The sequence below is a fragment of the Stenotrophomonas sp. GL_111 genome, assembly GCF_057835245.1.
The window spans coordinates 2,673,429-2,698,695 of record NZ_CM174421.1 but is presented as its reverse complement, the minus strand read 5'-3'; the positions used below and the strand labels follow the sequence as shown (position 1 = coordinate 2,698,695).

Genomic DNA, 25,267 nt, shown 5'->3' with positions numbered 1-25,267 from the left:
CGGGGGCCGTCATTCTACGCTGCCCCGGCCTGTGCCATGCGTACCGTGACGGCCTGGATGCGGTGCCCGGCCATGCGCTTGATGGTGAACAGGTGGCCGTCGATCTCCAGGGCCTCGCCCTCTTCGGGCAGGCGCTGGAGCTGGTGGACGATCAGCCCGCCAACCGAATTGAGGTGATCCGGCGCGCTCAGGTCATGGCCCAGCAGGCGCTCCAGGCGGAAGATCGAGGTCGAGCCGGCCACCAGCAAGGTGCCGTCGGCGCCCCGGGTGGGGGCGTCCTTGACGATGTGCGGGTGTTCGTCCTCGATATCCCCGACCACCACCTCCAGCAGGTCCTCCAGGGTGAAGTAGCCCAGGATGCGGCCGTGTTCCTCCACGCACAGGGCCAAGTGCGTGGTGCCGGTGCGGAAGCGTTCGAGCACGCTCGGTACCGGGGTTTCCAGCGCGATCAGGTTGGCCGGGCGCAGCAGTGGGCGCAGGTCGTGGGGCGTGTGGCCGCGGGCGATCTCCACCAGCAGGTCCTTCATGTGCAGGATGCCCAGCACTTCCTCGCCGTCGCGGTCGAACCAGGGGTAGCGGCTGTAGCGGCTCTCGGCGAATTCGGCCATCACCTCGGCCATGCCCATGCCATCGCGGAAGGACCGCATGTGGTCGCGCGAGCGCATCAGGTCGCCGGCGACCAGCTCCGGCAGTTCCAGCGCGTGGCTCATCAGGGTCAGGCTGTGGTCGGGCGCGCTGCCGGTGGGCTGCTGGCGGCCGACGATCAGCTTGAGTTCCTCGCGCGAATAGCGGTGCGAGGTGTGTTCCACATCGCCCCAGCCGGCCAGCCGCAGCAGCGCGTTGGCGCTGTTGTTGAGCAACCAGATCGCCGGGTACATGGCCCAGTAGAACAGGTACAGCGGGGCGGCGGTCCACAGCGACATGCGGTCGGGGCGGCGGATCGCCATCGACTTGGGCGCCAGTTCGCCCAGCACGATGTGCAGGAACGAGATGACGCTGAAGGCGATGATGAAAGCAGTCAGGCGCGAGGCGTCGGCGCTCATGCCGAAGGCATCGAACGCGGGCTGCAACAAATGTGCGAAGGCCGGTTCACCGACCCAGCCCAGACCCAACGAGGACAGGGTGATGCCGAGCTGGCAGGCCGACAGATAGGCGTCCAGGTGCGAGTGCACATTCAGCAGCAGGCGGCCGCGCCACCCGTGGCGTTCGGCCAGGCCCACGGCCTGGGTATGGCGCAGCTTGACCAGGGCGAACTCGGCGGCGACGAAGAAGCCATTGAGCAGCACCAGACCGAAGGCCAGCAGCAGGAGCAGCAGGTTGCCGATCATCGGCAGCCCCCCGGCAGCGCCGTGATCGGGGCGGGGGATACGGCGGCGCGTTGCGCGGGCCGGCTCAGCGATGCGCGCGCGGCGGCGCGCCAGGTACTACTGTCGGGGTCGTCACCCATGGGGCGCAGTGGTGTCTGAATGAAGGTGGCTCCCGAGTCTAGCCGATCGGATGCGCGCTTGGGTTTCAAGCAGGCTTGGGAGTATCGTGCGCAGAGCCGCCAGCCAGGGAATCAGGCCCAATGCCAGCCGCAGGTTCCCTTTCCAAACCGAAAGAATCGCGGAGTGATGCAATGAGCAAGGGTTTCAGGATCGAACACGACAGCATGGGTGAGCTGCAGGTGCCTGCCGATGCGTTGTGGGGTGCACAGACGCAGCGTGCGGTGAACAATTTCCCGGTGTCGGGGCAGCGCATGCCGCGCGGCTTCATCCGCGCGCTGGGGCTGGTCAAGGGCGCGGCGGCAACGGTCAACGTGGAGCTGGGCCATCTGCCGAAAAACATCGGCAAGGCCATTGAAGCGGCTGCCTCGGAAGTGGCCGAAGGCCAGCATGATGCGCACTTCCCGATCGATGTGTACCAGACCGGTTCGGGCACTTCCTCGAACATGAATGCCAACGAGGTGATCGCCACGCTGGCCAACCGCGCTGGCAAGGCGGGCAAGACCGTTGTGCACCCCAACGATCACGTCAACCAGGGGCAGAGCTCCAACGACGTGATTCCCACGGCGCTGCGGGTATCGGCCTTGCTGGGCGTGCAGGAGCAGTTGCTGCCGGCGCTGGTGCACCTGCGCAAGACCATCGACAAGCGCGGTCGCGCGCTGCGCAAGGTGGTGAAGACGGGCCGCACCCACTTGATGGATGCGATGCCACTGACGTTCGAGCAGGAATTCGGGGCGTGGTCGGCGCAGTTGTCTTCGGCGCAGGAGCGGATCGAAGACAGTCTGAAGCGGCTGCGTCGGCTGCCGCTGGGCGGCACGGCGATCGGCACGGGAATCAATGCCGATCCGCGGTTCGGCGAGCGGGTGGCCAAGCTGCTCAAGCAGCAGACCGGGGCGAAGTTCGACAGTGCGCTGAACAAGTTCGAGGGGCTGGCGGCACAGGACGATGCAGTGGAACTGTCGGGGCAGCTCAATGCGCTGGCGGTGGCGTTGATCAAGATCGCCAACGATCTGCGCTGGATGAATGCCGGTCCGCTGGCCGGCCTGGGCGAGATCGAGTTGCCGGCGTTGCAGCCGGGCAGTTCGATCATGCCGGGCAAGGTGAATCCGGTGATTCCCGAGGCGACGGTGATGGTGTGCGCGCAGGTGATCGGGCACCACACGGCGATCACGGTGGCGGGGCAGACGGGTAATTTCCAGTTGAACGTGACGCTGCCGTTGATCGCGGCGAACCTGCTGGATGGGATCGGTCTGCTGGCGAACATTTCGCGTCTGCTGGCCGATACGGCGATCGCGGGGCTGAAGGTGCGCGAAGATCGGGTGCGCGAGGCGCTGGATCGCAATCCGATTCTGGTGACGGCGTTGAATCCGATCATCGGGTACGAGAAGGCGGCAGCGATTGCCAAGCGGGCCTACAAGGAGCAGCGGCCGGTGCTGGAGGTGGCCAAGGAAGACAGCGGGCTGTCCGAGGCGGAGTTGCGCAAGCTGCTGGACCCGGCAGCGCTGACGGCCGGCGGCATCCATGCGGGCAGCGGTGGCGGCGGTTGATCCGCACGCAGTGCTGACACCGAAAAACGGGCCGAAAGGCCCGTTTTTTGTGTTGCGATCCAGGCGCATGCATCAGCCCATGAGTTGTGTGGAACCCACAAAACCCAACGCCCCGGCCGAGGGGGGGGTAGAGCCACGCCATGCGTGGCTGCTGTCACCAAAACCCAAAGCCAAAAGCCAAAAGCCAAAAGCCACAGCCGGCGTCTCACTGTCTCTGGCGAGGAGGGTAGCGGGATAGCCCTGCCCAGGACACGCCGTGAACCCATCCATGGGGGCTCGTAGGCAACATCCATGTTGCCTACGGTCCTGGGCAGGGCTATCCCGCTACCCTCCAGAGAGATAGTTGATGGCGGTGGGGAGAGCGGCCTGGCGCGCGGATGCTGTGGTCATGCTCCCGCACACGAAACCAGCAACGAGCGCTGCTCTTGCCAGCCGCCAGCGATTCTCCATGAGGAGGGTGCCAGACAGCCCTGCCCAGGACCGTCCACAACATGGATGTTGTGGACGAGCCCCCAGGGATGGGTTTACGGCGTGTCCTGGGCAGGGCTGTCTGGTGCCCTCCACGCCAGGATCAGTGAGACGCTGCCGTTGGCGCGCGATCTCAGTGCCGGTCGGCCTGCAGGTTGTTGAAGGTCTCGGTGTAGTCCTTGAACTCCGGAATCATCGTGGTGATGTTCGGCGGAATCGGCTGCATGCCTGCAGGCACCTGGATCTTCACCGACCGCTTGGCCGGGTCCGGCGGGGCGTCGGTCAGGGTGTTCTGGCGCAGCACCTGCAGCTGGCCGAACATCGTCTGCAGCATTGCCTGCTGGTCCGGCTTGAGCGGAATCTCGATCTCATCGATCTTCATCCGCCCATCCGGCATCACGATGATGTTCGGGGCCGGGGCGCGGCGCACCGTCAGCATGCCGTCACTGACCGTGATTTTCGGCTTGCTGCGCTCGGCGCGGTGGTTGCGGTATTCCTGGTCGCAGCCGGTGGCGGCCAGACAGAACAGGGCGAACAGCAGCAGACACAGCTTCTTCATGAGCAGGCAACGCACGCAAAGGGGAGGCCACTAGTGTAGACCTCCCCCCGCGTGGCCGGGCCGTCCTGCGACCGAACGTCGCAGCACCGCCGGGCTTACTTGCCGCAGTCGTCGATGTCGGCCTGGGTCATCGACGCGTAGGGCTGGAAGGCCGGCAGCGCGGCGGCCAGCGCCTGCTGCTTGGCCATCATCGCCGGCATCAGCGCGCACAGCTGCTTGGCCTGGGACTCGATTTTGCTCGCTTCGGCGTTGACCCGCTCTTCGATGCCCTTGGTGTCACCGGAGAAGATGCCCTTCACCGCCTCGCCCGCGGCCTTCACGCCCAGGCTGGCACCGGCGACGCCGATCTCCATGCCCGCGCCGGCCACCGCCTCGATCTGCTTGCGGTAGTCCACCAGCAAGGCGCGCTGCTTGGCATCGATGGTGATCTTCTCGCCGTTGATCAGCAGATCGCCCTGCGGGGTGATCTCGGCCTTGACGTTGTTGCCGTCGGAAATGCTCAGGTTGCCCTCGGCGATTTCCTTGCGCGCCTTGTCGGTGGCCTCCTGCACCGTCTTGCCGATGGAGGTGGTTTCCGCGTCGGCCTTGCCGCCGTCGTGATTGCCGCAGGCGGCCAGCGGCAGGGTCAACAGCAGTGCAGGCAGCAGCAGTCGGATGGTCATGCGGTGATCTCCTGGAAAGGGCAGGGCTTACTTGGCGCGCGGCAGCTGGACACGGCCGCCGATGCCGCTGTGGCGCACTTCACCGCTGCCACTGTGCGAAACGGTCAGGTTGCCGGTCACCGCCGAGGCGGTGATGTCGCCCGAGCCGTGGCGCTCCACGCTGACGTTGCCACCGACATCGCGGATCTCCAGATCGCCCGAGCCGACCGTACCCACACTCACGTTGCCCTTGACCTTGACCACATCGCCGTCGCCCGAGCCGACCGTGCCGATTTCCACGTTGCCCTGCACGTCGGTCAGTTTCAGGTCGCCCGAACCCAGCGAGCCCACCTTGGCATCGCCGCGCACGTCGCTGGCCTTGAAGTCGCCCGAGCCCACCGCCAGCAGGTTCAACGAACCGGCACCGTCGAGGATCACATCGCCCGAACCGACCGAGGCATGCACGCTGCCCTTGATGTCCTTCAGGGTGATGTCGCCCGAGCCGACATCGGCACTAAGTGCCTGCACGCCGGTGACGCTGGCATCGCCGGAGCCGACCTTCATCTGTACCAGGATGTTGTCCGGCACGCTGCCGCGGATGTCCAGGTAGGCGTAGTTGCCGCTGCCCCAGTTGATCCCGCGGTCCTGGTTTTCGCGGCGCAGGCTCACCACCAGCTTGTCGCCTACCTTCTGCTGGGTCAGGGTCAGGTCACGCAACCAGTCGGCATTGGAGGCGCAGGCACGGCCGCCGAGCTGGGCCGGGCCCGGGCCGGCCTTCAGCACCAGGTCGTGCTGGTTGACTTCGAACACCACCGACTTGGCGCCGGCGAGGTCGAGCTTGAGATCGCGCGGCGCGTTGAACTTGCATTGCGGTTCATTGGCCAATGCAGACAGCGGCAGCAACAGCAGGGAGGCAACAGCGAGCGTGCGGATCATGTGGCGTTCCTCGGGCAGGCAGGGCAGGAGTCAGATTTCGCCGGCGCGGCGGCGCAGACGGATGGCGATGATGATGAAGGCGACACCAACACCGGCACCGATCCAGATGTCGGGCAGGGTCAACGCGGCCAGCTGGTTGACCGGCGACAGCGCGGCCACCAGGTTGTCGCGGTCGCCGATCAGCGCCTTGAGCTGTTCGGTGCGGTAGAACACGTCGCTGCCCGGCAGGGTGCCCAGCAGCAGGCGGCCGACGATGTGCTTCCAGAACCAGCCACTGGTGGAGCCGAAGGCGTTCATCAGGTGGGTGGTGCTGACGATGATGCCGGCGAACAGCGGCAGCATCACCGCCCACAGGAACGGCTTGGACTTGGCCCAGGCCGAGCACAGCAGCAGCCAGCCCACGGTCGGCAGCGACCACAGCAGGTACACCGGAATCCAGGACAGATGGCTGAGCACGATCTGCAGCGGGCTGGCCGGTCCCCAGATCAGTGCCAGCGGATCACCGCCGTGGACCAGGGCGACCACGCTGATGATCAGCAGGAAGCCGAACATGGTCAGTATCGAGGCGATCACCGCGATCACCGGCGCCACCAGCAGCGCGCTGAACGCCTTGGACAGCACGGTCTGCGTGTCCGACAGCGGCATCGACTTCCAGAACAGGATGCTGCGGTCGCGGCGGTCGTCGTACAGCGCACCCAGGCAGTAGAAGAACACCACGAAGGCCAGCACGATGAAGGGCCACAGGCCGCTCAGCAGCAGGGTCAGGTCCAGGCCGTTGCCGAGGTCGGCCATGTCCTTGGCATCGAGGTTGCTGGTCAACAGTTTCAGGTCGAGCCCGTTGATGTTGACGTTTTCATTGTCGATGACGAAGTTGCCGTTCTGGGCCGCACGGCGCATCGCCCACAGGCCCAGCACGATGCCGATCAGGCTCATGAACAGTGAAATCGCGCCGGCGATCAGCGGGGCGTACAGGAACCCGCCGCGGTTTTCCCAGTACTCGCGCTTGAGCAGCCACTTGAAGGTGCTGGCCTTGCTGATGGGGTGGTGGACGGTGTTCATGCGTAGGTTCCCTTCATGATGGCCACGAACAGATCCGCCAGCCCCGGGCTGCGGATTTCGCCCAGGGGCGTGAGCTGGGCACGTGGCACCCCGTCATACAGCAGCACGGTCTTGCCGAACGGCAGGGCGCGCTCGTCGATCGGCTGCAGGGCGCGCGCGGCGTCCAGGTTCTCGGCCGACACCAGCACTTCGCTGTAGCGGTCGCCGATGTCTTCCATGTCCGTGGTCAGCACGATGCGGCCATCGCGGATGAACATCACGTCGGTGAGGATGTGTTCGATCTCCTCGACCTGGTGGGTGGTCACGATGATCGTCTTCTGCTCGTCGAAGTAGTCTTCCAGCAGGCGCTGGTAGAACTCCTTGCGGTACAGGATGTCCAGGCCCAGGGTCGGCTCGTCCAGCACCAGCACCTTGGCGTCGATGGCCATCACCAGCGCCAGGTGCAGCTGCACGATCATGCCCTTGGACAGTTCACGCACGCGCTGCTTGGGCTGCAGCTTGGTGGAGGCCAGGAAGCGCTCGCAGCGGGCGCGGTCGAAGCGCGGGTGGACCCCGGCGACGAAGTCGATCGCCTCGCGCACCTTCATCCAGCGCGGCAGCACCGCCACGTCGGCGATGAAGCAGACATCGCTCATCAGCGCGTTGCGTTGCACCGCCGGGTCCAGGCCCAGCACGCGCAGCTCACCTTCGACCGTGGTCAGGCCCAGCAGGGCCTTGAGCAGGGTGGTCTTGCCGGCGCCGTTGGGGCCGATCAGGCCGGTGATGCGGCCGGGCGCGATGCTGAAACTGGTGCTGTCCAGCGCCAGGGTCTGCTTGTAGGCCTTGCGCAGGCCGCGGGCGGAAATGACGACATCACTTGCAACGGCATTCATGAGGATTTCCCCTGGGGCAGCAGATCGTCAATGTGCAGGCCCAGGCGCTGGATGCGCTCCAGGACCAATGGCCATTCTTCGTTGAGGAACCGGTCGCGCTCGCTGCTGCGCAGCTGCGTGGCCGCTTCTTCGGTCATGAACATGCCCAGCCCGCGGCGCTTTTCGACCAGGCCTTCGTCAGCCAGTTCCTGGTAGGCGCGCGAAACGGTGATGGGGTTGAGCTGGTACTCGGCGGCCACCTGTCGGACCGAAGGCAGGGCGTCGCCGGGCTTGATGATGCCGTCAAGCATCATGGCGATCACGCGTTCCTTCAACTGACGGTAGATCGGAGCACCATCGCTCCATTGGATATCGCTCATGGTCAGCTCCGTGGGTTCAGCGACTGTGCGAATGAGAAGTAAGGCATGGACAGGGAGCTGTGCAGCCGGCGGGGAGGCGTAGGGGCGCCGTCGGCTGTCCCTGCCTCGATGACGCCTGCATCCTGCGGGCCTTCAAACGCACCGGTGGCGGTGGGGCTGCCAACGTCACCGGCGGGGGTGCCAAGCCAGCCGAGCAGGAGCAGCGCGGAGGCGGCAGTAACAGCTTTGGCGGAATGGCGGCGGCGCATGCGGTTCATGGGCTTCCCCTGCATCAGGTGACTGGTGTTGTATGCAACTATAACACCGGCACGCCGAAGTGCAATACGTCGTCTACCCCAACTGATGGCAGGGGCATGACAGACCTGGAGTGAATCTCCCAAGTTATTGATTTGTAGTGATTTCAAGCGCGCATTCAGGGCCGGAGAGCGGGCCTCTCTGTTCAGTCATGTCAATGGTATGGCAAGAAACACCCGTATTCAGCTGATGGAGCTGCGGGCTGTCTCCCATCGGCATTACCGCCACTATCGGCACGGTGGAGCGGTGAACGTCTGTTTCCAGACGGTAAAAGGCCCGGTGATATAGTGCGGTCACGCGCGTTTTTGCCTGCGTTTGCCGCCTCGTACCCCCACTCACCGGAGTTCCGCAATGCCCTCGATCCGTCCCGTGCCGTCCCTGTCGCGAGCCCGCCGCTGGGGCGCCGTGCTGCTGCTCACCGGTCTGGTGGCCAGCGCCGGTGCGCAGGCTGCTGATCTGCTGGATGTGAGTTACCGGCCGTTGGCTGGCAAGGCCGAGGTCAACCTGGAGCAGCGTTACGGCGGCAAGGTGCTGCTGGTGGTCAATACCGCCAGCAAATGCGGCTTCACCCCGCAGTACGACGGCCTGGAAGCGCTGCAGCAGAAGTTCGCCGCGCGCGGCTTCTCGGTGCTGGGCTTCCCGTCCAATGACTTCAAGGGCCAGGAGCCGGGCAGCGAGGCGCAGATCCAGGAGTTCTGCACGCTTACCTATGGTGTGAAGTTCCCGATGTTCCAGAAGGTGCAGGTCACCGGTGCCGAGGCCACGCCGCTGTACCAGCGCCTGACCGCCGCCACCGGGGTGGCGCCGGGTTGGAATTTCCACAAATACCTGATCAGCCGCGACGGGCGGGTGGTCGCGCAGTTCCCCAGCAAGGTCAAGCCGGACGACAAGGCGCTGGTGGCGGCGATCGAACGTGAGCTGTCTGTCACGCCCGCCAAGCACTGACAACCTCGACATCTCGTACGTGCGTGCGACAATGCGTGCTTTCGCGCCGACGTCGGCGTCCAGTTACTTCCAGGAATGCAGCGAATGAAGATGGGAATGCGCGGCGCCGCGGCGTCGGTTCTGATTCTGGCGATGGGTGCCACCGGTACCGTGATGTCGCAACAACCGGCCGCACCTGCGGCTGCCAAGGAGACCTCTGCTTTGAACTCCCAACGGGAAAAGCTCGGCTACGCCATCGGCATCGATGTGGCCAATTCGTTCGCCCCGATCTCCAGCGAGATCGATCTGGCGGCGCTGCGTCGCGGCGTGACCAATGCCTTTGACGGCAAGCCGCCGCTGATCAGCCAGGAAGAGGCGCAGAAGACCGACGCCGCCCTGCGCCAGGCCATGATGGTCAAGAGTGGCCAGCCGGTTCCGGGCATGGCGCCGGGTACCCCGGCACCGAAGGTGGACCGTGAAAAGGTCGGCCTGATGCTGGGCACCTTCGCGGTGGGCCCGTCGCTGGCCCCGATGAAGGCGGACCTGGACCTGGATGCGCTGTTCGACGCGGTGAGCACCACGTTCAACAAGGGCACCCCGAAGATGACCGCCGAGCAGGCCAAGGCCACGCTGGAAGGCTTCATGGCCAGCAAGCAGGCTGAAATGCAGGCCAAGGCCGCCGCCCAGGCCGGCACCAACCGCACCGAAGGCAATGCCTTCATGGCCAAGAACAAGACGGCACCGGGCGTGGTCACCACGGCTTCGGGCCTGCAGTACCAGGTGCTGCGTCCGGGTTCGGGCGAGCGCCCGCTGCCGACCAGCAAGGTCCGCGTCAACTACGAAGGCAAGCTGCTCGACGGCACCGTGTTCGACAGCAGCTACCAGCGCGGCCAGCCGGTCGAGTTCGGTCTGGACCAGGTCATCAAGGGCTGGACCGAGGGCGTGGCCCTGATGCCGACCGGCGCCAAGTACCGCTTCTGGATCCCGGGTGAGCTGGCTTATGGCGAGCAGGGCACGCCGGGCGGCCCGATCGGTCCGAACGCCGCGCTGACCTTCGACGTCGAACTGCTCAACGTTCTCCCGTAACGGACTCTGGAGTCACCACGGACATGCGTGTTGCGATTTTTGGAACCGGCTATGTCGGTCTGGTCACGGGTACCTGCCTGGCCGATGTCGGCCACCAGGTGGTCTGTGTCGACATCGACCAGGCCAAGGTCGACGGCTTGAACCGTGGTGTCATCCCGATCTACGAACCGGGCCTGGAGCCGATGGTCAAGGCCAACCACGCCGCGTCGCGGCTGGCCTTCACCAGCGATGCGGCCAGCGCGATCACGCATGGCCAGGTGGTCTTCATCGCCGTGGGTACGCCCCCGGACGAGGACGGCAGCGCCGACCTGCAGTACGTGCTGGCCGTGGCCCGCACCATCGGTGAGCACATGTCCGTGCCCACCGTGGTGGTCAACAAGTCGACCGTGCCGGTAGGCACGGCCGACCGCGTCCGTGCCGCTATTGCCGAGGTGCTGGCGGCACGTGGGGTGGAGATCGCGTTCGACGTGGTCTCCAACCCGGAATTCCTGAAGGAGGGCGACGCGGTTGCCGACTGCATGCGGCCGGACCGCATCGTGGTGGGCGCCTCCAACCCCGATTCGGTGGCGTTGATGCGCCGCCTGTACGCGCCGTTCAACCGCAACCACGATCGCGTGGTGGAAATGGACGTGCGCTCGGCCGAGCTCACCAAGTACGCCGCCAATGCGATGCTGGCAACCAAGATTTCGTTCATGAACGAAATCGCCAACATCGCCGAGAAAGTCGGTGCCGACATCGAACAGGTCCGCCAAGGCATCGGTTCGGACCCGCGCATCGGCTGGCATTTCATCTATCCCGGCGCCGGCTACGGCGGCTCGTGCTTCCCCAAGGATGTGCAGGCGCTGGCCCGCACCGCTCAGCAGCATGGCCACGAGCCGAAGCTGTTGAACGCGGTCGAAGCGGTCAACGAGGCTCAGAAGGGCCATCTGTACGCGTTGATCCAGCGTCATTACGACCGCGGTGAGGACGAGGGCGTGCGGGGCAAGACCTTCGCGGTCTGGGGGTTGGCCTTCAAGCCGAATACCGATGACATGCGCGAAGCCTCCAGCCGACGCCTGCTGGCGCAGCTGTGGGAGGGCGGTGCGCAGGTGCGCGCCTACGACCCGGAAGCCACCGAGGAAGCGCGCCGCATCTACGGCGAGCGCGACGACCTGGTGTTCTGCGACAACGCCTACGATGCGCTCGAGGGCGCCGATGCACTGGTCGTGGTCACCGAATGGAAGCAGTTCCGCAGCCCGGATTTCACCCGGTTGCGCGAGATGCTGAAGGATGCCGTCGTGTTCGACGGCCGCAATCTGTACGACCCGCAGGAAATCGAAGCCGCGGGCCTGGCCTACTACGGCATTGGCCGGGGACGTTCGCTGCATGCATGATTCCACCCCCACACCGCGTGAGCAGGCGCTGGAAGCGCGCCTGATCGAGCTGGAAATGCGCGTGTCCTTCCAGGAACAGGCGTTGGCCGAGCTCAGTGAAGCACTGGCCGATGCACGCATGGAAGGCACCCGCAACGCCGACCTGACCCGTCTGTTGCTGGAGGACCTGGGCAAGGTCCGCACCGCGCTGTATTCCGATTCGGGCGACGAACCGCCGCCCCCGCACTACTGATCGATTCCACGTCATGAGCGATACACTCCGCGACCAGCTGCTGGGCCTTGGTTTCAAATCCGCGCCCAAGCCCGAACGCAAACCCGATGCCCGCCGCGATGGCCGGCCGGGCAACAAACCCCACGGTGCACGTCCGCCGGCCAAGGCCGGTGAGGGCGCGCGTCCTGCCGCCAGGCCTGCTGACGGCGCGCGCCCGCCGCGCGAAGGCGATGCCGCCCGGCGTGGTCCGCAGGGCCGTGGCCGCCCCGGTGGCGGCCGTCCCGGCCAGGGCCAGAACCCCGGCCAGGGCAAGCCGCGCTCGCGCGAGGACATCGATCTGGCCAAGGCCTATGCGATCCGCGCGCAGAAGGAAAAAGACGACCGCATCGAAGCCGAGCGTCTGAAGCAGGAAGAGGCGCGACTGCGCCGCGAAGCCAAGGCCAAGCTGGACGTGCTGCTGGAAGGCAAGTCGTTGAACGATGCCGGTGCCGAGATCGCCCGTCACTTCAACTACGGCGGCAAGATCAAGCGCGTGTACGTCACCGCCGAACAGCTCAAGGCGCTCAACGCCGGTGAGCTGGGCGTGCTGCAGCAGAACGGGCGCTACATGCTGGTAACGGCCGCGGTGCTGGATGAGGCCGAAGCCATCTTTGCCCCGTCGGTAGCGCTGCGGGTGGACCCCAACGCGAGCGCCGAGGCCGATCCGTATGCCGATCCGGCCTACCAGGTCCCTGACGACCTGGTCTGGTAAACGGTCAAGTTGGCAGAAACAGCAAGGGCGCCGAAAGGCGCCCTTGCTGGTTTTGGTCCGCCGCGCGAATCCACCGGTTCGCGTGATGGGTAGCGTTACTCCGGATCGTAGTCCAGGTTCGAGGCCAGCCAGCGTTCGGCCTGGGCGCGGTCCACGCCTTTGCGCTTGGCATAGTCGCTGACCTGCTCGCGGCTGACCCGGCCGACCACGAAATACTGGCTCTGCGGGTGGCTGAAGTAATAGCCCGATACCGCCGCGGTGGGCAGCATCGCGAAGCTCTCGGTGAGCTGCATGTCCGCATTGCGCTCTGCATCCAGCAGCTGGAACAGCGTGCCTTTCTCGCTGTGCTCCGGGCAGGCCGGGTAGCCGGGGGCAGGGCGGATGCCGCTGTACTGCTCGGCGATCAGCGCTTCGTTGTCCAGCGTTTCGTTCTGCACGTAGCCCCAGTAGTCGGTGCGCACGTGTTGGTGCAGGCGTTCGGCCAAGGCTTCGGCCAGGCGGTCGGCCAGGGCCTTGAGCAGGATCGCGTTGTAGTCGTCGTGGTCGGCCTCGAAACGCGCCACGTGCGGGTCGATGCCGATGCCGGCGGTGACCGCGAATGCGCCGATCCAGTCCTGTTTGCCGCTGTCGGCCGGGGCGATGAAGTCGGCCAGGCAGAAGTCGGGGCGCTCCACCGGCTTGTCCACCTGCTGGCGCAGGAAGTGCAGCACGGCCGGGCCGGCATCGGTGGTCAGGTGCACGTCGTCGCCGACACTGTTGGCCGGCCACAGCCCGAACACGGCCTTGGCGGCCAGCCATTTCTCGTTGACGATGCGATCAAGCATCGCCCGTGCATCGCGGTACAGCTCGGTGGCCTGGGTACCGACGATCTCATCGGTGAGGATGGCCGGGTACTTGCCGGCCAGCTCCCAGGCCTGGAAGAACGGGGTCCAGTCGATCACCCCGACCAGGTCGGCCAGCGGGTAGTCGTCCAGCACGTGCAGGCCGGGTTTGCGCGGGGTCGGCGGGGTGTAGTCGGACCACTTGCCGTCGAAGCGCTGGGCGCGGGCCTTGGCCAGCGGCACCAGCCGCTTGGCGTCGCCGCGGTTGCGGTGGCGCTGGCGGATATCGGCGTAGTCGGCTTCGTTGGCGGCGACGAAGGCCTCGCGCAGTTCATTGGAAATCAGCGACTGGGCCACGCCGACCGCGCGCGAGGCATCCTTCACCCACACCGTGGGCGCCTTGTAGTGCGGGTCGATCTTCAGCGCGGTGTGCGCGCGTGAGGTGGTGGCGCCGCCGATCATCAGCGGCAGGGTGAAGCCCTGTCGCTCCATCTCGCGGGCGACGTGGCTCATCTCTTCCAGTGACGGTGTGATCAGTCCGGACAGGCCGATGATGTCGGCATTCTCGGCGCGCGCGGCATCAAGGATCTTCTGCGCCGGCACCATCACGCCCAGGTCGATCACCTCGAAGTTGTTGCAGGCCAGGACCACACCGACGATGTTCTTGCCGATGTCGTGCACGTCACCCTTGACCGTGGCCATGATGATCTTGCCGTTGCTCTTCGCGGTGTCGCCACTGCGCGCCTTTTCCGCTTCGATGTAGGGCAGCAGGTAGGCCACCGCTTTCTTCATCACCCGTGCGGATTTGACCACCTGGGGCAGGAACATCTTGCCGGCGCCGAACAGGTCACCGACCACGTTCATGCCGCTCATCAGCGGGCCTTCGATCACGTCCAGCGGACGCGTGGAACGCGCGCGCGCTTCTTCGGTATCGGCCTCCACCCAGGCATCCAGGCCATGCACCAGCGCATGCGCCAGGCGTGCATCGACCGGCTTTTCGCGCCAGGCCAGGTCTTCGCCCTTGACCTCGCCTTTCTTGCCCTTGTAACGCTCGGCGATTTCCAGCAGGCGTTCGGTACCGTCGCGGCGGCGGTTGAGGATCACGTCCTCCACGCGCTCGCGCAGGTCCGGGTCCAGCTCGTCGTAGATCGGCATCGCGCCGGCGTTGACGATTCCCATGTCCATGCCGGCGGCGATGGCATGGAACAGGAACACCGAGTGGATCGCCTGGCGCACGGTTTCATTGCCGCGGAAGGAGAACGACACGTTGGAGACGCCGCCGGAGATATGGCAGTGCGGCAGGGTGCGCTTGATGATGCGGGTGGCTTCGATGAAGTCGACCGCGTAGTTGTCGTGTTCCTCGATGCCGGTGGCGACGGCGAAGATGTTCGGGTCGAAGATGATGTCCTGCGGCGGGAACCCGACCTGCTCGGTCAGGATCCGGTAGGCGCGGGTGCAGATCTCGACCTTGCGCGCGCAGGTATCGGCCTGGCCGTCCTCGTCGAAGGCCATCACCACCGCGGCGGCGCCGTAGCGCAGCACCTTGCGGGCGTGCTCGATGAACTGCGCTTCGCCTTCCTTGAGCGAGATCGAATTGACCACGCTCTTGCCCTGCAGACACTTCAGGCCCGCCTCGATCACGCTCCATTTGGAGGAGTCGACCATCACCGGGATACGGGCGATATCCGGCTCGGACATGATCAGGTTGAGATAGCGCGTCATCGCCTTCTCGGAATCGATCAGGCCCTCGTCCATGTTCACATCGAGGATCTGCGCGCCGCTGGCGACCTGCTGGCGTGCGACCTCGACCGCTTCCTCGTAGCGCTCTTCCTTGACCAGCTTGCGGAACTGCGCGCTGCCGGTGACATTGGTGCGCTCGCCGATGTTGACGAACAGCAGGTCCGGGGTGATCACCAGCGGCTCAAGGCCGGACAGGCGGGTGTAGCGGGCAGGCGTCATCTCACTCACGCAGCGTCTTCCAGTGCGGGGCCGGGCAGGGCGCGGGGCGCCAGATCGGCCACCGCTTCGGCGATGGCGCGGATATGCGCCGGGGTGGTGCCGCAGCAGCCGCCGACCAGGTTGAGCAGGCCGGCGCTGGCGAACTCACGCAGCGTGGTGGCCATCTCTTCCGGAGTTTCGTCGTACTCGCCGAACGCGTTGGGCAGCCCGGCGTTGGGGTGTGCACTGACCAGGCAGTCGGCCACGGTGGACAGGGTTTCCACATGCGGACGCATGTCGGTGGCGCCCAGCGCGCAGTTCAGGCCAACCGACAAAGGCCGGCTGTGCGCGACCGAGGCGTAGAAGGCTTCGGCGGTCTGCCCGGACAGGGTGCGCCCGGAGGCATCGGTGATGGTGCCGGAAATCATGATCGGCAGCCGCGCGCCACGGTCGTCGAACGCCTCCTCGATCGCGAACAATGCGGCCTTGGCATTGAGCGTGTCGAAGATGGTCTCGACCATGATCGTGTCCGCGCCGCCGTCGATGAGCCCATCGATGGCTTCACGGTAGGTCTCGCGCAGCGCATCGAAGCTGGTGTTGCGGAAGCCGGGGTCGTTGACGTCAGGGCTGATCGAGGCGGTGCGGCTGGTTGGGCCCAACACGCCGATCACGAAGCGCGGCTTGCCCGGCGTGGTCGCGGCCACGGCGTCACAGCAGGCGCGGGCGACGGCGGCACCGGCCTTGTTGAGCTCGTAGACCAGGTGTTCCAGGTGGTAATCGGCCTGGCTGACCGAGGTGGCATTGAAGGTGTTGGTTTCCACCAGGTCCGCGCCGGCCTGGAGGTAGGCGGTATGGATGTCCGCGATCACCTCCGGCTTGCTCAGCAGCAGCAGGTCGTTGTTGCCCTTCAGGTCGTGGCCTTCCGGGCTGGCGTGGTCGCAGCCCGGGCCATGTGCATGCGCGGTGTGGGTGGTGTCAAAACCACCGGCGAAGCGCTCGCCGCGGTAGTCCGCTTCCTGCAGGTCGTGGCGCTGGATCATCGTGCCCATCGCACCGTCGATGATCAGGATGCGCTGGGCCAACGCGTCCTGCAGGGCGCTGACGCGGTCGGGATGCAGCCAGGGCAGGGACGACATGACAGACCTCAGGGCTTGGTGGCGATCAGCGAGATGACTTCGAAATGCGGCGGGCGCTTCTCGCGGGTCACGGTTTCCAGGTTGGACACGACCAGCCCGGCCTTCTCGGCGAACCTGCGCAGTTCCTTGTCCGTGAAGCCCAGGTTGACGTGGCCATAGGCGTCCACGGCGGCCTTGTGCTCGTGGCGGGCCAGGCTGCACAGCAGCAGGCGACCACCCGAGCGCAGTACGCGCGCGCCTTCGGCCACGGCCTGGGCCGGTTTGGCCGCGTAGGTCAGCGCATGCATCAACACCACCAGGTCGAAGCTGCGGTCCTTGAACGGCAGCGCGTGCATGTCACCTTCGCGCACCTCCACGTTGGCCAGCCTGCGCAGCCGCTCGCTGGCCGCGGCGACCACGCGCGCACTGGTATCGATGCACACATAGCGCTTGGCATGCGGGGCCACCAGCTCGGCCAGCACGCCGTCACCGGAGGCGATGTCGAGCACGTCACCGGTTTCCAGCAGCGGCAGCGCGGTGCGTGCCAGGGCTTCCCAGGTCCGGCCGGGGGAGTAGTGGCGTTCCATGTCGCCGGCCACGCTGTCGGCCCAGTTCTGGTCGGCGGCGCGGCTGGCCATCACCGCAGCCACCCGTTCAGCATCCTGGCGCAACAACGGGTCGTCGCTGCCGGTGCTGAGGGCATGCCACAATGCGCGCTGCGCCGGGTCCAGCGCGGCGTCGTCGAAGCGGTAGTAGGCCGACACCCCGGCCCGACGGTCCCGGACCAGGCCGGCTTCCTTGAGCCGGGCCAGGTGGGTGGACACGCGCGGCTGCGCCAGCGTGGTGATGGCCGAAAGCTCGGCCACGGTGAGTTCTTCCTGTTCCAGCAGCGTCAGCAGACGCACCCGGGTGGCGTCGGCGAACACTTTCAGCCGGACCGACCAGTCCTCGAGATCCATAAATATCTACCTATCGCGATATAGAGATATTTTCGTCTTTTGTCTACCCCGCGGTCAAGTCAGCCGGGATTCGCTGGCCCCCGGTACAATCGCCTCACCATTTTCCCGGGAGGGTGTTGTGGATTTCAGTTTCACCGAAGAGCAGCTGATGCTGCAGGACGTCGCACGGCGTATCGCGCAGGAAAAGATCGCGCCCAGCGCCGAGCACCATGACCGCACCGGCGAATTCCCGCTGGACAACATCCGCCTGCTGGGCGAAAACGGCCTGATGGGCATCGAGGTGCCGGCCGAGTACGGCGGCGCCGGGATGGACCCGATTGCCTACGTGCTGGCGATGGTGGAGGTCGCCGCCGGCGACGCCGCGCATTCGACCATCATGTCGGTCAACAACTCGCTGTTCTGCAACGGCATTCTCACCCACGGCAGCGAAGCGCAGAAGCAGCTGTACGTGCGCGCCATCGCCGAAGGCGAGGCCATCGGTGCGTTCGCGCTGACCGAACCGCAGTCCGGTTCGGACGCCACCGCGATGCGCTGCCGCGCGCTCAAGCAGGCCGATGGCACCTATGTCATCAACGGCAAGAAAAGCTGGATCACCTCCGGCCCGGTCGCCAAGTACATCGTGCTGTTTGCGATGACCGATCCGGATCTGGGCGCGCGTGGCATCACCGCCTTCATGATCGACACCGACAAGCCCGGTTTCCACCGCGGCAAGACCGAGCCGAAGCTGGGCATCCGCGCCTCGGCCACCTGTGAAATCGAGTTCCAGGACTACGTGGCCAGCGCCGACGACGTGCTGGGCAAGGAAGGGGAGGGCTTCAAGATCGCCATGGGCGTGCTCGACGCCGGTCGTATCGGCATCGCCTCGCAGGCCATCGGCATCGCCCGTGCCGCCTATGAGGCGACCCTGGAATACGTCAAGGACCGCAAGGCCTTCGGCGCGGCGATTGGCACCTTCCAGATGACCCAGGCCAAGATCGCCGACATGAAGTGCAAGCTGGATGCAGCCCTGCTGCTGACCCTGCGCGCGGCATGGGTGAAGGGCCAGGGCAAGCGCTTCAGCAATGAAGCGGCCATCGCCAAGCTGACCGCCTCGGAAGCGGCGATGTGGATCACCCACCAGGCCGTGCAGATCCACGGCGGCATGGGCTACTCCAAGGAAATGCCGCTGGAGCGTTACTTCCGTGATGCCAAGATCACCGAGATCTACGAAGGTACTTCGGAGATCCAGCGGTTGGTGATCGCGCGCAACGAGACCGGGCTGCGCTGATCCACATGACGACGGCACCATGCGGTGTCGTCGTCAACGATGCGGGGTTGCCGGGGCTTTCAGCCGGTCTCGCAGGTAAGCGTTTGGCCATCCCAGCGGCACTGCATCCGGCTACCGCCCCCGTCGATGACGGAAACACCGTAGAGCCGGGCGGTTTGGATCCAACGCTCCAGTGCGTGCCGGTCCTGGAACTCATAGGAGCCGCTGAACATGCTCCCCGCCCCACTACCTGTGGCTGCCGCATCCGGAATTGGTTGTCCCTGAGCGTCCCTGCTATGACCCTCGACATAGCGGGCAGTATCTACGGAACTGGGTGTTATGACCAACCGTGTCTGCGAACCATCCCGCCAGGTAATGACGTAGGTCACCGACTCGACACCGAAGAGCCTGCTGACAAAGCTCAATCCAACTGAAGATAGCGTAGTGGCCAGTGAGTTCCACACCGGACTGTGTGTGTTGGCCCCGGAAAAAGCGGCGCCGAAGCTGGTCTCCAGTTTTCCACGGGTTGTTGCGGACTGGAGGACGTCGTATGCGTTGATTCCTTTCAGGTCATCCGGGAATGTGAGGCCGTTCGCCGCGCCGGGGTCATCTGGGTGGACCGGTACAACAGCGCCTTTTCCGCCTGCTCGTTCCACCGCACTTCCATGCCCCTGGATCGGCGCTTGGGCCAACGCCATGATGCGATTGAAAGCATCCGTGACCGGTGCCGGGATGGCGGTGGTAACCGCGCGGTGGCGTTTGAACTCACGGTCGTACTCCACTTCGTAGCCATACAGCCGTAGATTGGCGAAGTCGACCACGATGGTGGTTCCTGAGCCGGACTCGAGCGCTGACTGCCGCGGGTTCAAACAGGAGTCGCAGACAACCACACCTGCTGAGTGCGCCTGGGAAGGAAGAAGCAGTTGCAGAAACAGCAAGCATGTCAATGTGCACGCTGAAGCGTATCTATGGAGCATCATGGTTTCTCCTGAGCGCGGAACGCAGATTCATGAAGGCGTTGGGGGCGCGTCCTTTGTACTTGCGGAATTGCTGCTGAAATGTGCTCAGTTCACCACTCGTGACAAGAGGTGTTGAATGCGACAACGGCCTGTACCTCAGCCCCCTCCGCACAACAGTAAGTTTTTCTCTCCGCATAGGCAGGGGCTCGTGTGGAGCGGCAACACCTGACCAACGGCGGCAAACGAACATTGAATCTTCCCCGCCGTTGGCGAGCCCGGGTCCGGATAAGAAGAGTTTCTTCTGCCATCTGTGGAAGAAGTGCACGGCGCGTTTTTCCCTCCAGGGCGCCGAGGTGCAGATCGCTGGGGCCCCAGCGCTCGCCTCAGGCCCATAACGAAGACAGCAGTGGCCCTCGCTGCTGTTGATCTGGGAGTGAGACGCCCCTTCCATGGAAGAAGAGCCACAAAAAAGCCCCGGATCGCTCCGGGGCTTTTGCTTTGCAGGGCGTGAGGACCAACGGTCCTCACCTGCCGCACGTGCGGATCAACGATCCGGACGGTGCGCGGCGCTGCCTTCGCTCTGCCGTTCGACGAACTCCTTGGACGGTTCATCCAGCTTGTCGCCGAGCATGCGTCGCACCACGATGAAGAACACCGGGATCATCAACAGGCCCAGGAACGTGGCGAACACCATGCCGCCGATCACGCCCGTACCGATCGCGTGGCGGGCGTTGGCACCTGCACCGGTGGAGATGGCCATCGGCACCACACCCAGGATGAAGGCGAACGAGGTCATCAGGATCGGGCGGAAGCGCAGGCGCGAGGCCTCGATGGTGGCTTCGCGCAGGGTCTTGCCCGCCGCACGCTGCTCCACCGCGAACTCCACGATCAGGATCGCGTTCTTGGCCGCCAGGCCGATCACCGTGATCAGGCCGATCTTGAAGTACAGATCGTTGGGCAGGCCGCGGGCCAGCGAGAACGCCAGCGCACCGAGCACACCCAGCGGCACCACCAGCAGCACCGCCACCGGGATCGACCAGCTTTCATACAGCGCGGCCAGGCACAGGAACACCACCACGATGGACAGCACCAGCAGCAGCGTCGCCGCGTTGCCAGCCAGGATTTCCTGGTAGGACATGCCCGACCAGTCGTAGCCGAAGCCGGCCGGCAGGTCGTCGCTGACAATCCGTTCCATCGCCTGCATCGCCTCACCCGAGCTGCGCCCCGGTGCCTGCGAACCAACGATGTTGATCGCCGAGTAGCCGTTGTAGCGGCTCAGCGACGGCGGTGCGGACACCCACTCGGACTTCACCACGCTGCTCAGCGGGATCATCGTCTGGGTGCCGTCGGCGTTCTTCTGCAGGCTGCTCGGCGTGTAGAAGCTGTTGAGCGACTCCGCGCCGGTCCGGTACGGGCCATCGGCCTGCATGGTCACGCGCTTGATGCGGCCTTCGTAGAAGAAGTCGTTGACGTACACCGGGGCCAGCATCAGCTGGATCGTGCTGTACACATCCGACACCGACAGGCCCATGGTCTGCGCCTGCACACGGTCCACGTGCAACTGCAGCTGCGGGGCGTTTTCCAGGCCGTTCGGACGCACGCCGGTGAGCAGCTCGGTCTCTTCGCCTGCCTTGCCCAGCAGGATGTTGCGCGCCTGCGTCAGCTGTTCATAGCCGGCGCCGCCGCGGTCCTGCAGCCACATGTCGAAGCCGCCGAACTGGCCCAGGCCCTGCACGGTGGGCAGGTTGACCACGAAGATCTGCGCTTCCTTGATGCCGTAGAAAGCACCATTCATCTTCTGGATGAATTCGGGCACGGTGACCTTGCGCTCGTCCCACGGCTTGAGCCGGATGAAGCCCATGCCGACGTTTTCACCGGAGCCCACGAAGCTGAAACCGGCCACCTGCAGCATGCCTTCAAAGCCTTCCTGGTCCTTCAGGACGCCGCGCATCTGCGCGAAGGCTTCATTGGTCTGAGACTTGGTCGAACCCGGCGGCAACTGCACGATCGCCAGCGCATAGCCCTGGTCTTCCTCGGGCAGGAAGCTGCCCGGCATGCGCGTGAACAGGAAACCACACAGCACGGTGAGCACCACGAACAGGATCATCCAGCGCGGCGCGTGACGCACCGCCGAGGTGATGTGGCCCACGTAGGTGTGGCTGATCTTGTCGTAGTACTTGTTGAAGGTACGGTAGACGATGTTCGGCTTGTCGGTGTGGGTCGGCTTGAGGAACGTCGCGCACAGGGCCGGGGTGAAGCCCAGCGCCAGGAACGCGGAGAACGCCATCGCGATGGCGATGGTCAGCGCGAACTGCTTGTAGATCTCACCGGCCGCACCGCCCTGCAGGGCCGACGGGATGAACACCGCCGCCAGCACCACGGTGATGGCCACCACCGCACCGGTGATCTGGGTCATGGCCTTCTGGGTGGCCGCCTTGGGCGGCAGCTTCTCCTCGGTCATGATGCGTTCGACGTTCTCGATCACCACGATCGCGTCATCGACCACGATGCCGATCGCCAGCACCATCGCAAACAGGGTGAGCTGGTTGATGGTGAAGCCGATCATGCTCATGCCCAGGAACGTGCCGAGCAGGGCGACCGGGATGACCAGGGTGGGGATCAGGGTGGCGCGGAAGTTCTGCAGGAAGATCAGCATCACCAGGAACACCAGTGCTACTGCTTCGATCAGGGTCTTGACCACTTCCTCGATCGAGATCTTCACGAAGGTGGTGCTGTCGTACGGCGAGAACCAGCTCACGCCGGCCGGAAAGCTCGGCGCCAGCTCGTCCATCTTGGCCTTGACCGCGCCGGCCACGTTCAGGGCGTTGGCGCCCGGCAGCAGCTGGATCGCGAAGGCGCCGGTCGGCTTGCCGTTGTACTGGGTATCAAACCCGTAGTTGTTGGCGCCAAAGGCAATCCGCGCGATGTCCTTGAGCATCACCCGCGAGCCGTCGGTATTGGCGCGCAGGATGATGTTCTCGAACTCGTCGGGCGAGCTGAAGCGGCCTTCGGCCGAGACCGTGGCGGTGAAGTAGTGGCCGGCCGGGGACGGGTCCGAGCCGAGCGAGCCGGCCGCGAACTGCACGTTCTGGTCCTTGATCGCCGCCAGCACCTGGGTTGCCGACAGGCCATAGCCCTGCATCTTTTCCGGGTTGAGCCAGATGTTCATGGCGTACTCGGAACCGAACTGCTGGGTGCTGCCGACGCCGGGGATACGCGAGATCTGGTCGAGCACGCGCGAACCGACGATGTCGTTGAGCGCGTCACGGTCGATCGAAGCACTGTCCGACTGCAGGGCCACCACCATCAGGAAGCCGGCGTTGGCCTTGGCCACCACCACGCCCTGCTGGGTCACTTCGGTGGGCAGGCGCGGGGTGGCCAGCGACACCTTGTTCTGCACCTGGACCTGGGCGATGTCCGGATCGGTACCGGTTTCAAAGGTCAGGGTGATCGAGGCGCGGCCGTTGGAGGCCGAGGACGAGCTGAAATACAGCAGGTGATCGATACCGGTCAGCTGCTGCTCGATCACCTGGGTGACCGATTTTTCGGTGGTGTCGGCGCTGGCGCCGGGATAGGTGGCGCTCACCGTCACCTGGGGCGGTGCGATGCTCGGGTAGGACTCCACGCCCAGACCCAGGATCGAGATCACGCCCGAAAGCGAGATCAGGATCGCGACCACCCAGGCGAATACCGGGTGTTCAATGAAAAATTTAGGCATGACGGAGGATTCCCGTTACTGCTTGGTCGGTTCGGCGGCCGGCGCGGCGTCTGCCTTGTCGGCAGCGGCGTCGGTCGGCGCGGCGGCGGCGGGCTTGGCGGCCGGGGCAGCCCCTGCCGGTGCAGCGCCCGCTGGCGCCTGGCCGTTGCCATTGGCGGCGGCCGGGTTCCACGGGGCGGGCTTGGCCGGGGTGCCTTCCTTGACCTTCTGCACGCCGGCCACGATCACCTGGTCGCCAGCATCCAGCCCACCGCTGACCAGCCAGTTGCTGCCCTGCTGGCCTTCGGTCTTGACGTTCTTGCGGGCGACCTTGCCATCCTTGCCCACCACCAGCACGTAGCCGCCGGTGGTGTCGCGCTGCAGCGCCTGCAGCGGCACCAGGAAGGCGTTGTTGCGCTCACCCAGGGTGGCCTGGAAGCTCACGAAGGCACCCGGCAGCAGGATCTGCTGCGGGTTGGGCAGCACCGCGCGCAGCGAAACCGCGCCGGTGGCCGGGTCGACCGTGGTCGAGGAGAAGTCCAGCGTGCCCGGCTGGTCGTAGACCGTGCCATCGGACAGCTTGACCTGCACGGTCGACTTGCCGTCGCCGCTCAGGGCGAGCTGGCCCTTGGCCTGCGCGGCGCGCAGCTGGGTCAGTTCGTCCACGCTCATCGAGAAGTTCACGTACAGCGGGTCGAGCTGGTCCACGGTGGTGAGCAGGGTCACATCGCCCTGGCCGACCAGTGCGCCTTCGGTGACCTGCTGCTTGCCGGCACGGCCGCTGATCGGCGAGGTCACTTCGGCATAGCCGAGGTTGATCTTGGCGCTGGTCACGCTGGCCTGGGCCTGCTGCACGGCGGCCGCGGCGGTGCGCTCGGCCGCTTCGGCCGCGTCCAGGTCGGACTTGGAGACGTACTTCTGCGGGGCCAGCGAGCGCGCCCGGTTGGCGGCGGCCTTGGCGTTGGCATAGGTCGCCTGGGCCGAGGCCAGTGAAGCCTGCGAGGCATTGAGCGAGGCGCGCAGGGGAGCCGGGTCGATCAGGAACAGGACCTGGCCCTGCTTGACCTCGCTGCCTTCCTGGTAAACCCGCTTGAGCAGCACGCCGGGCACGCGGGCGCGGACATCGGCGCTGCGGTACGGCGACAGCCGGCCGACCAGCTCACGCTGGAGCGGCAGGGTCTGCGGCTTGGCTTCGATCACGCCCACTTCCGGCGGCGGGGGCATCTGCTGCTCTGGCTTCTTGCAGGCGGTCAACGCAACGGCGACTGCGCACGTCAGGGCGAGGGTGCGGAGTGGGGCGATCATCAGGAAAAACTCCGGTGTTGGTTTGAATGCGGTGCCGTGGCAGCTTCCGGCGTGGCGAACGCGCGCAGGAAGCTGTCAACGGAGAATTCGGCCCAGCGATGGCGCAGTGTCGCGTCATCGCGGTGGGGGGTGTGGAAGCGTTGTTTCTCGAAATCCAGCCCGGCGATCATGCTTAATAGCAGTTCAGCCATGAAGTGCGGGTCGTCATGCCTCAACAGGCCGCGCTCGACCCGGGTTGCAAGCCATTCAGCGAGGTGAACGGCCAGTGCCCCGGCGCCGTCGCGGTACAGGGTGCGGGCCTCCTGCGGGAACTGGCCGGATTCGGCGGCGATCAGCCGGCAGGCCTGGCCGACATGCGGCTGGCTGAAATGGTCCAGGTAGTCGGTGGCGAACTGCAGCAGGCTGCCGCGCAGGTCTTCACCGTCCAACGCGCGCAGCCCGGCGGTGGCGCGGCATACGTGCCGCTGCATCACCCGGCGCAGCAGTTCCTGCTTGCTGCCGTAGCGGCTGTAGAGGGTCTGCTTGGAACAGCCGGCCTGCTGGGCCACCGATTCCATGCTCATCTGCATGCCCTGGGTGGCGAGCAGGTCACGCACGGCATCGAACACGCGGTGATCGCGCGCATCCAGTGTGCTGGCGGCGGGGTGTGGGGGAGTCACGCGG

At 65.6% G+C, this 25,267-nt stretch carries 21 protein-coding genes; 7 read left to right on the top strand and 14 right to left on the bottom strand.

The genetic code is table 11. The features are described 5' to 3' along the window. Positions 1-14: 14 nt before the first annotated feature. A complete protein-coding gene (locus AC3IPM_RS12005) occupies positions 15-1,328 on the bottom strand; it encodes a hemolysin family protein (protein ID WP_489300074.1) in 1,314 nt (437 codons plus the stop codon). 290 nt (positions 1,329-1,618) lie between these two features. On the opposite strand from AC3IPM_RS12005, the gene AC3IPM_RS12000 reads away from it, so the two are divergent. Continuing rightward, complete coding sequence (locus AC3IPM_RS12000) at positions 1,619-3,031, top strand: class II fumarate hydratase (RefSeq protein ID WP_489300072.1); 1,413 nt, start codon at positions 1,619-1,621, stop codon at positions 3,029-3,031. 601 nt (positions 3,032-3,632) lie between these two features. On the opposite strand, the gene AC3IPM_RS11995 is transcribed toward AC3IPM_RS12000, so the two are convergent. The 6 genes from AC3IPM_RS11995 to AC3IPM_RS11970 form a co-directional block, all read right to left on the bottom strand. Then, a complete protein-coding gene (locus AC3IPM_RS11995) occupies positions 3,633-4,058 on the bottom strand; it encodes a hypothetical protein (RefSeq protein ID WP_489300071.1) in 426 nt (141 codons plus the stop codon). A gap of 95 nt (positions 4,059-4,153) precedes the next feature. After that, positions 4,154-4,720 carry a DUF2884 family protein gene (locus AC3IPM_RS11990; protein ID WP_489300069.1) on the bottom strand — a complete coding sequence of 189 codons (567 nt, stop codon included), beginning with the start codon at positions 4,718-4,720 and terminating at the stop codon, positions 4,154-4,156. A 27-nt stretch (positions 4,721-4,747) separates the two neighbouring features. Continuing rightward, on the bottom strand, positions 4,748-5,635 hold the full coding sequence (locus tag AC3IPM_RS11985; RefSeq protein ID WP_489300068.1) for a DUF4097 family beta strand repeat-containing protein: 888 nt from the start codon (positions 5,633-5,635) through the stop codon (positions 4,748-4,750). Positions 5,636-5,665: 30 nt separating this feature from the next. After that, the gene (locus AC3IPM_RS11980) at positions 5,666-6,694 is read right to left on the bottom strand and encodes a hypothetical protein (RefSeq protein WP_489300067.1); all 1,029 of its coding nucleotides are present in this window, start codon (positions 6,692-6,694) and stop codon (positions 5,666-5,668) included. Then, on the bottom strand, positions 6,691-7,566 hold the full coding sequence (locus tag AC3IPM_RS11975) for an ABC transporter ATP-binding protein (protein ID WP_489300066.1): 876 nt from the start codon (positions 7,564-7,566) through the stop codon (positions 6,691-6,693). The genes AC3IPM_RS11980 and AC3IPM_RS11975 overlap by 4 nt, the downstream gene beginning before the upstream one ends. After that, complete coding sequence (locus AC3IPM_RS11970; RefSeq protein ID WP_489300064.1) at positions 7,563-7,925, bottom strand: GntR family transcriptional regulator; 363 nt, start codon at positions 7,923-7,925, stop codon at positions 7,563-7,565. Before AC3IPM_RS11970 ends, AC3IPM_RS11975 begins: the two co-directional genes overlap by 4 nt. Positions 7,926-8,570: 645 nt before the next feature. Between AC3IPM_RS11970 and AC3IPM_RS11965 the strand changes: the two genes are divergently transcribed. From AC3IPM_RS11965 to AC3IPM_RS11945, 5 genes are all read left to right on the top strand, one after another. Continuing rightward, positions 8,571-9,164: a glutathione peroxidase gene (locus tag AC3IPM_RS11965; protein WP_489300063.1), complete on the top strand. Its 594-nt coding sequence runs from the start codon at positions 8,571-8,573 to the stop codon at positions 9,162-9,164. Positions 9,165-9,248: 84 nt separating this feature from the next. Beyond that, entirely contained in the window at positions 9,249-10,229 is a 981-nt protein-coding gene (locus AC3IPM_RS11960) for an FKBP-type peptidyl-prolyl cis-trans isomerase (protein WP_489300062.1), read from the top strand. Between the two features lie 23 nt (positions 10,230-10,252). Continuing rightward, entirely contained in the window at positions 10,253-11,602 is a 1,350-nt protein-coding gene (locus tag AC3IPM_RS11955; RefSeq protein WP_489300061.1) for a UDP-glucose dehydrogenase family protein, read from the top strand. Continuing rightward, on the top strand, positions 11,595-11,834 hold the full coding sequence (locus tag AC3IPM_RS11950; protein ID WP_489300060.1) for a SlyX family protein: 240 nt from the start codon (positions 11,595-11,597) through the stop codon (positions 11,832-11,834). The genes AC3IPM_RS11955 and AC3IPM_RS11950 overlap by 8 nt, the downstream gene beginning before the upstream one ends. Before the next feature lie 13 nt (positions 11,835-11,847). After that, positions 11,848-12,564 carry a DUF2058 domain-containing protein gene (locus tag AC3IPM_RS11945; RefSeq protein WP_489300058.1) on the top strand — a complete coding sequence of 239 codons (717 nt, stop codon included), beginning with the start codon at positions 11,848-11,850 and terminating at the stop codon, positions 12,562-12,564. A 95-nt stretch (positions 12,565-12,659) separates the two neighbouring features. Here AC3IPM_RS11945 and metH read toward each other — a convergent pair whose 3' ends face one another. The 3 genes from metH to AC3IPM_RS11930 are packed head-to-tail and all read right to left on the bottom strand — an operon-like array spanning position 12,660 to position 17,397. Further along, positions 12,660-15,344 (bottom strand): methionine synthase, encoded by a 2,685-nt coding sequence (gene metH, locus AC3IPM_RS11940; protein WP_489304122.1) that lies wholly within the window; start codon positions 15,342-15,344, stop codon positions 12,660-12,662. 5 nt (positions 15,345-15,349) lie between these two features. Then, complete coding sequence (locus AC3IPM_RS11935) at positions 15,350-16,459, bottom strand: homocysteine S-methyltransferase family protein (protein WP_489300057.1); 1,110 nt, start codon at positions 16,457-16,459, stop codon at positions 15,350-15,352. Between the two features lie 8 nt (positions 16,460-16,467). Further along, positions 16,468-17,397, bottom strand: a complete 930-nt coding sequence (locus AC3IPM_RS11930) for an ArsR/SmtB family transcription factor (RefSeq protein WP_489300056.1) — start codon at positions 17,395-17,397, stop codon at positions 16,468-16,470. Positions 17,398-17,485: 88 nt separating this feature from the next. On the opposite strand from AC3IPM_RS11930, the gene AC3IPM_RS11925 reads away from it, so the two are divergent. Then, positions 17,486-18,664, top strand: a complete 1,179-nt coding sequence (locus AC3IPM_RS11925) for an acyl-CoA dehydrogenase family protein (RefSeq protein ID WP_489304120.1) — start codon at positions 17,486-17,488, stop codon at positions 18,662-18,664. Positions 18,665-18,723: 59 nt separating this feature from the next. Here AC3IPM_RS11925 and AC3IPM_RS11920 read toward each other — a convergent pair whose 3' ends face one another. The 4 genes from AC3IPM_RS11920 to AC3IPM_RS11905 form a co-directional block, all read right to left on the bottom strand. Continuing rightward, positions 18,724-19,464 (bottom strand): hypothetical protein, encoded by a 741-nt coding sequence (locus tag AC3IPM_RS11920; RefSeq protein ID WP_489300055.1) that lies wholly within the window; start codon positions 19,462-19,464, stop codon positions 18,724-18,726. 682 nt (positions 19,465-20,146) lie between these two features. Further along, positions 20,147-23,320 carry a multidrug efflux RND transporter permease subunit gene (locus tag AC3IPM_RS11915; RefSeq protein WP_489300054.1) on the bottom strand — a complete coding sequence of 1,058 codons (3,174 nt, stop codon included), beginning with the start codon at positions 23,318-23,320 and terminating at the stop codon, positions 20,147-20,149. Positions 23,321-23,335: 15 nt separating this feature from the next. Continuing rightward, positions 23,336-24,604, bottom strand: coding sequence for an efflux RND transporter periplasmic adaptor subunit (locus AC3IPM_RS11910; RefSeq protein ID WP_489300053.1), 1,269 nt, complete (start codon positions 24,602-24,604; stop codon positions 23,336-23,338). Next, positions 24,604-25,263 (bottom strand): TetR/AcrR family transcriptional regulator, encoded by a 660-nt coding sequence (locus AC3IPM_RS11905; protein WP_489300052.1) that lies wholly within the window; start codon positions 25,261-25,263, stop codon positions 24,604-24,606. The genes AC3IPM_RS11910 and AC3IPM_RS11905 overlap by 1 nt, the downstream gene beginning before the upstream one ends. Positions 25,264-25,267 lie beyond the last annotated feature (4 nt).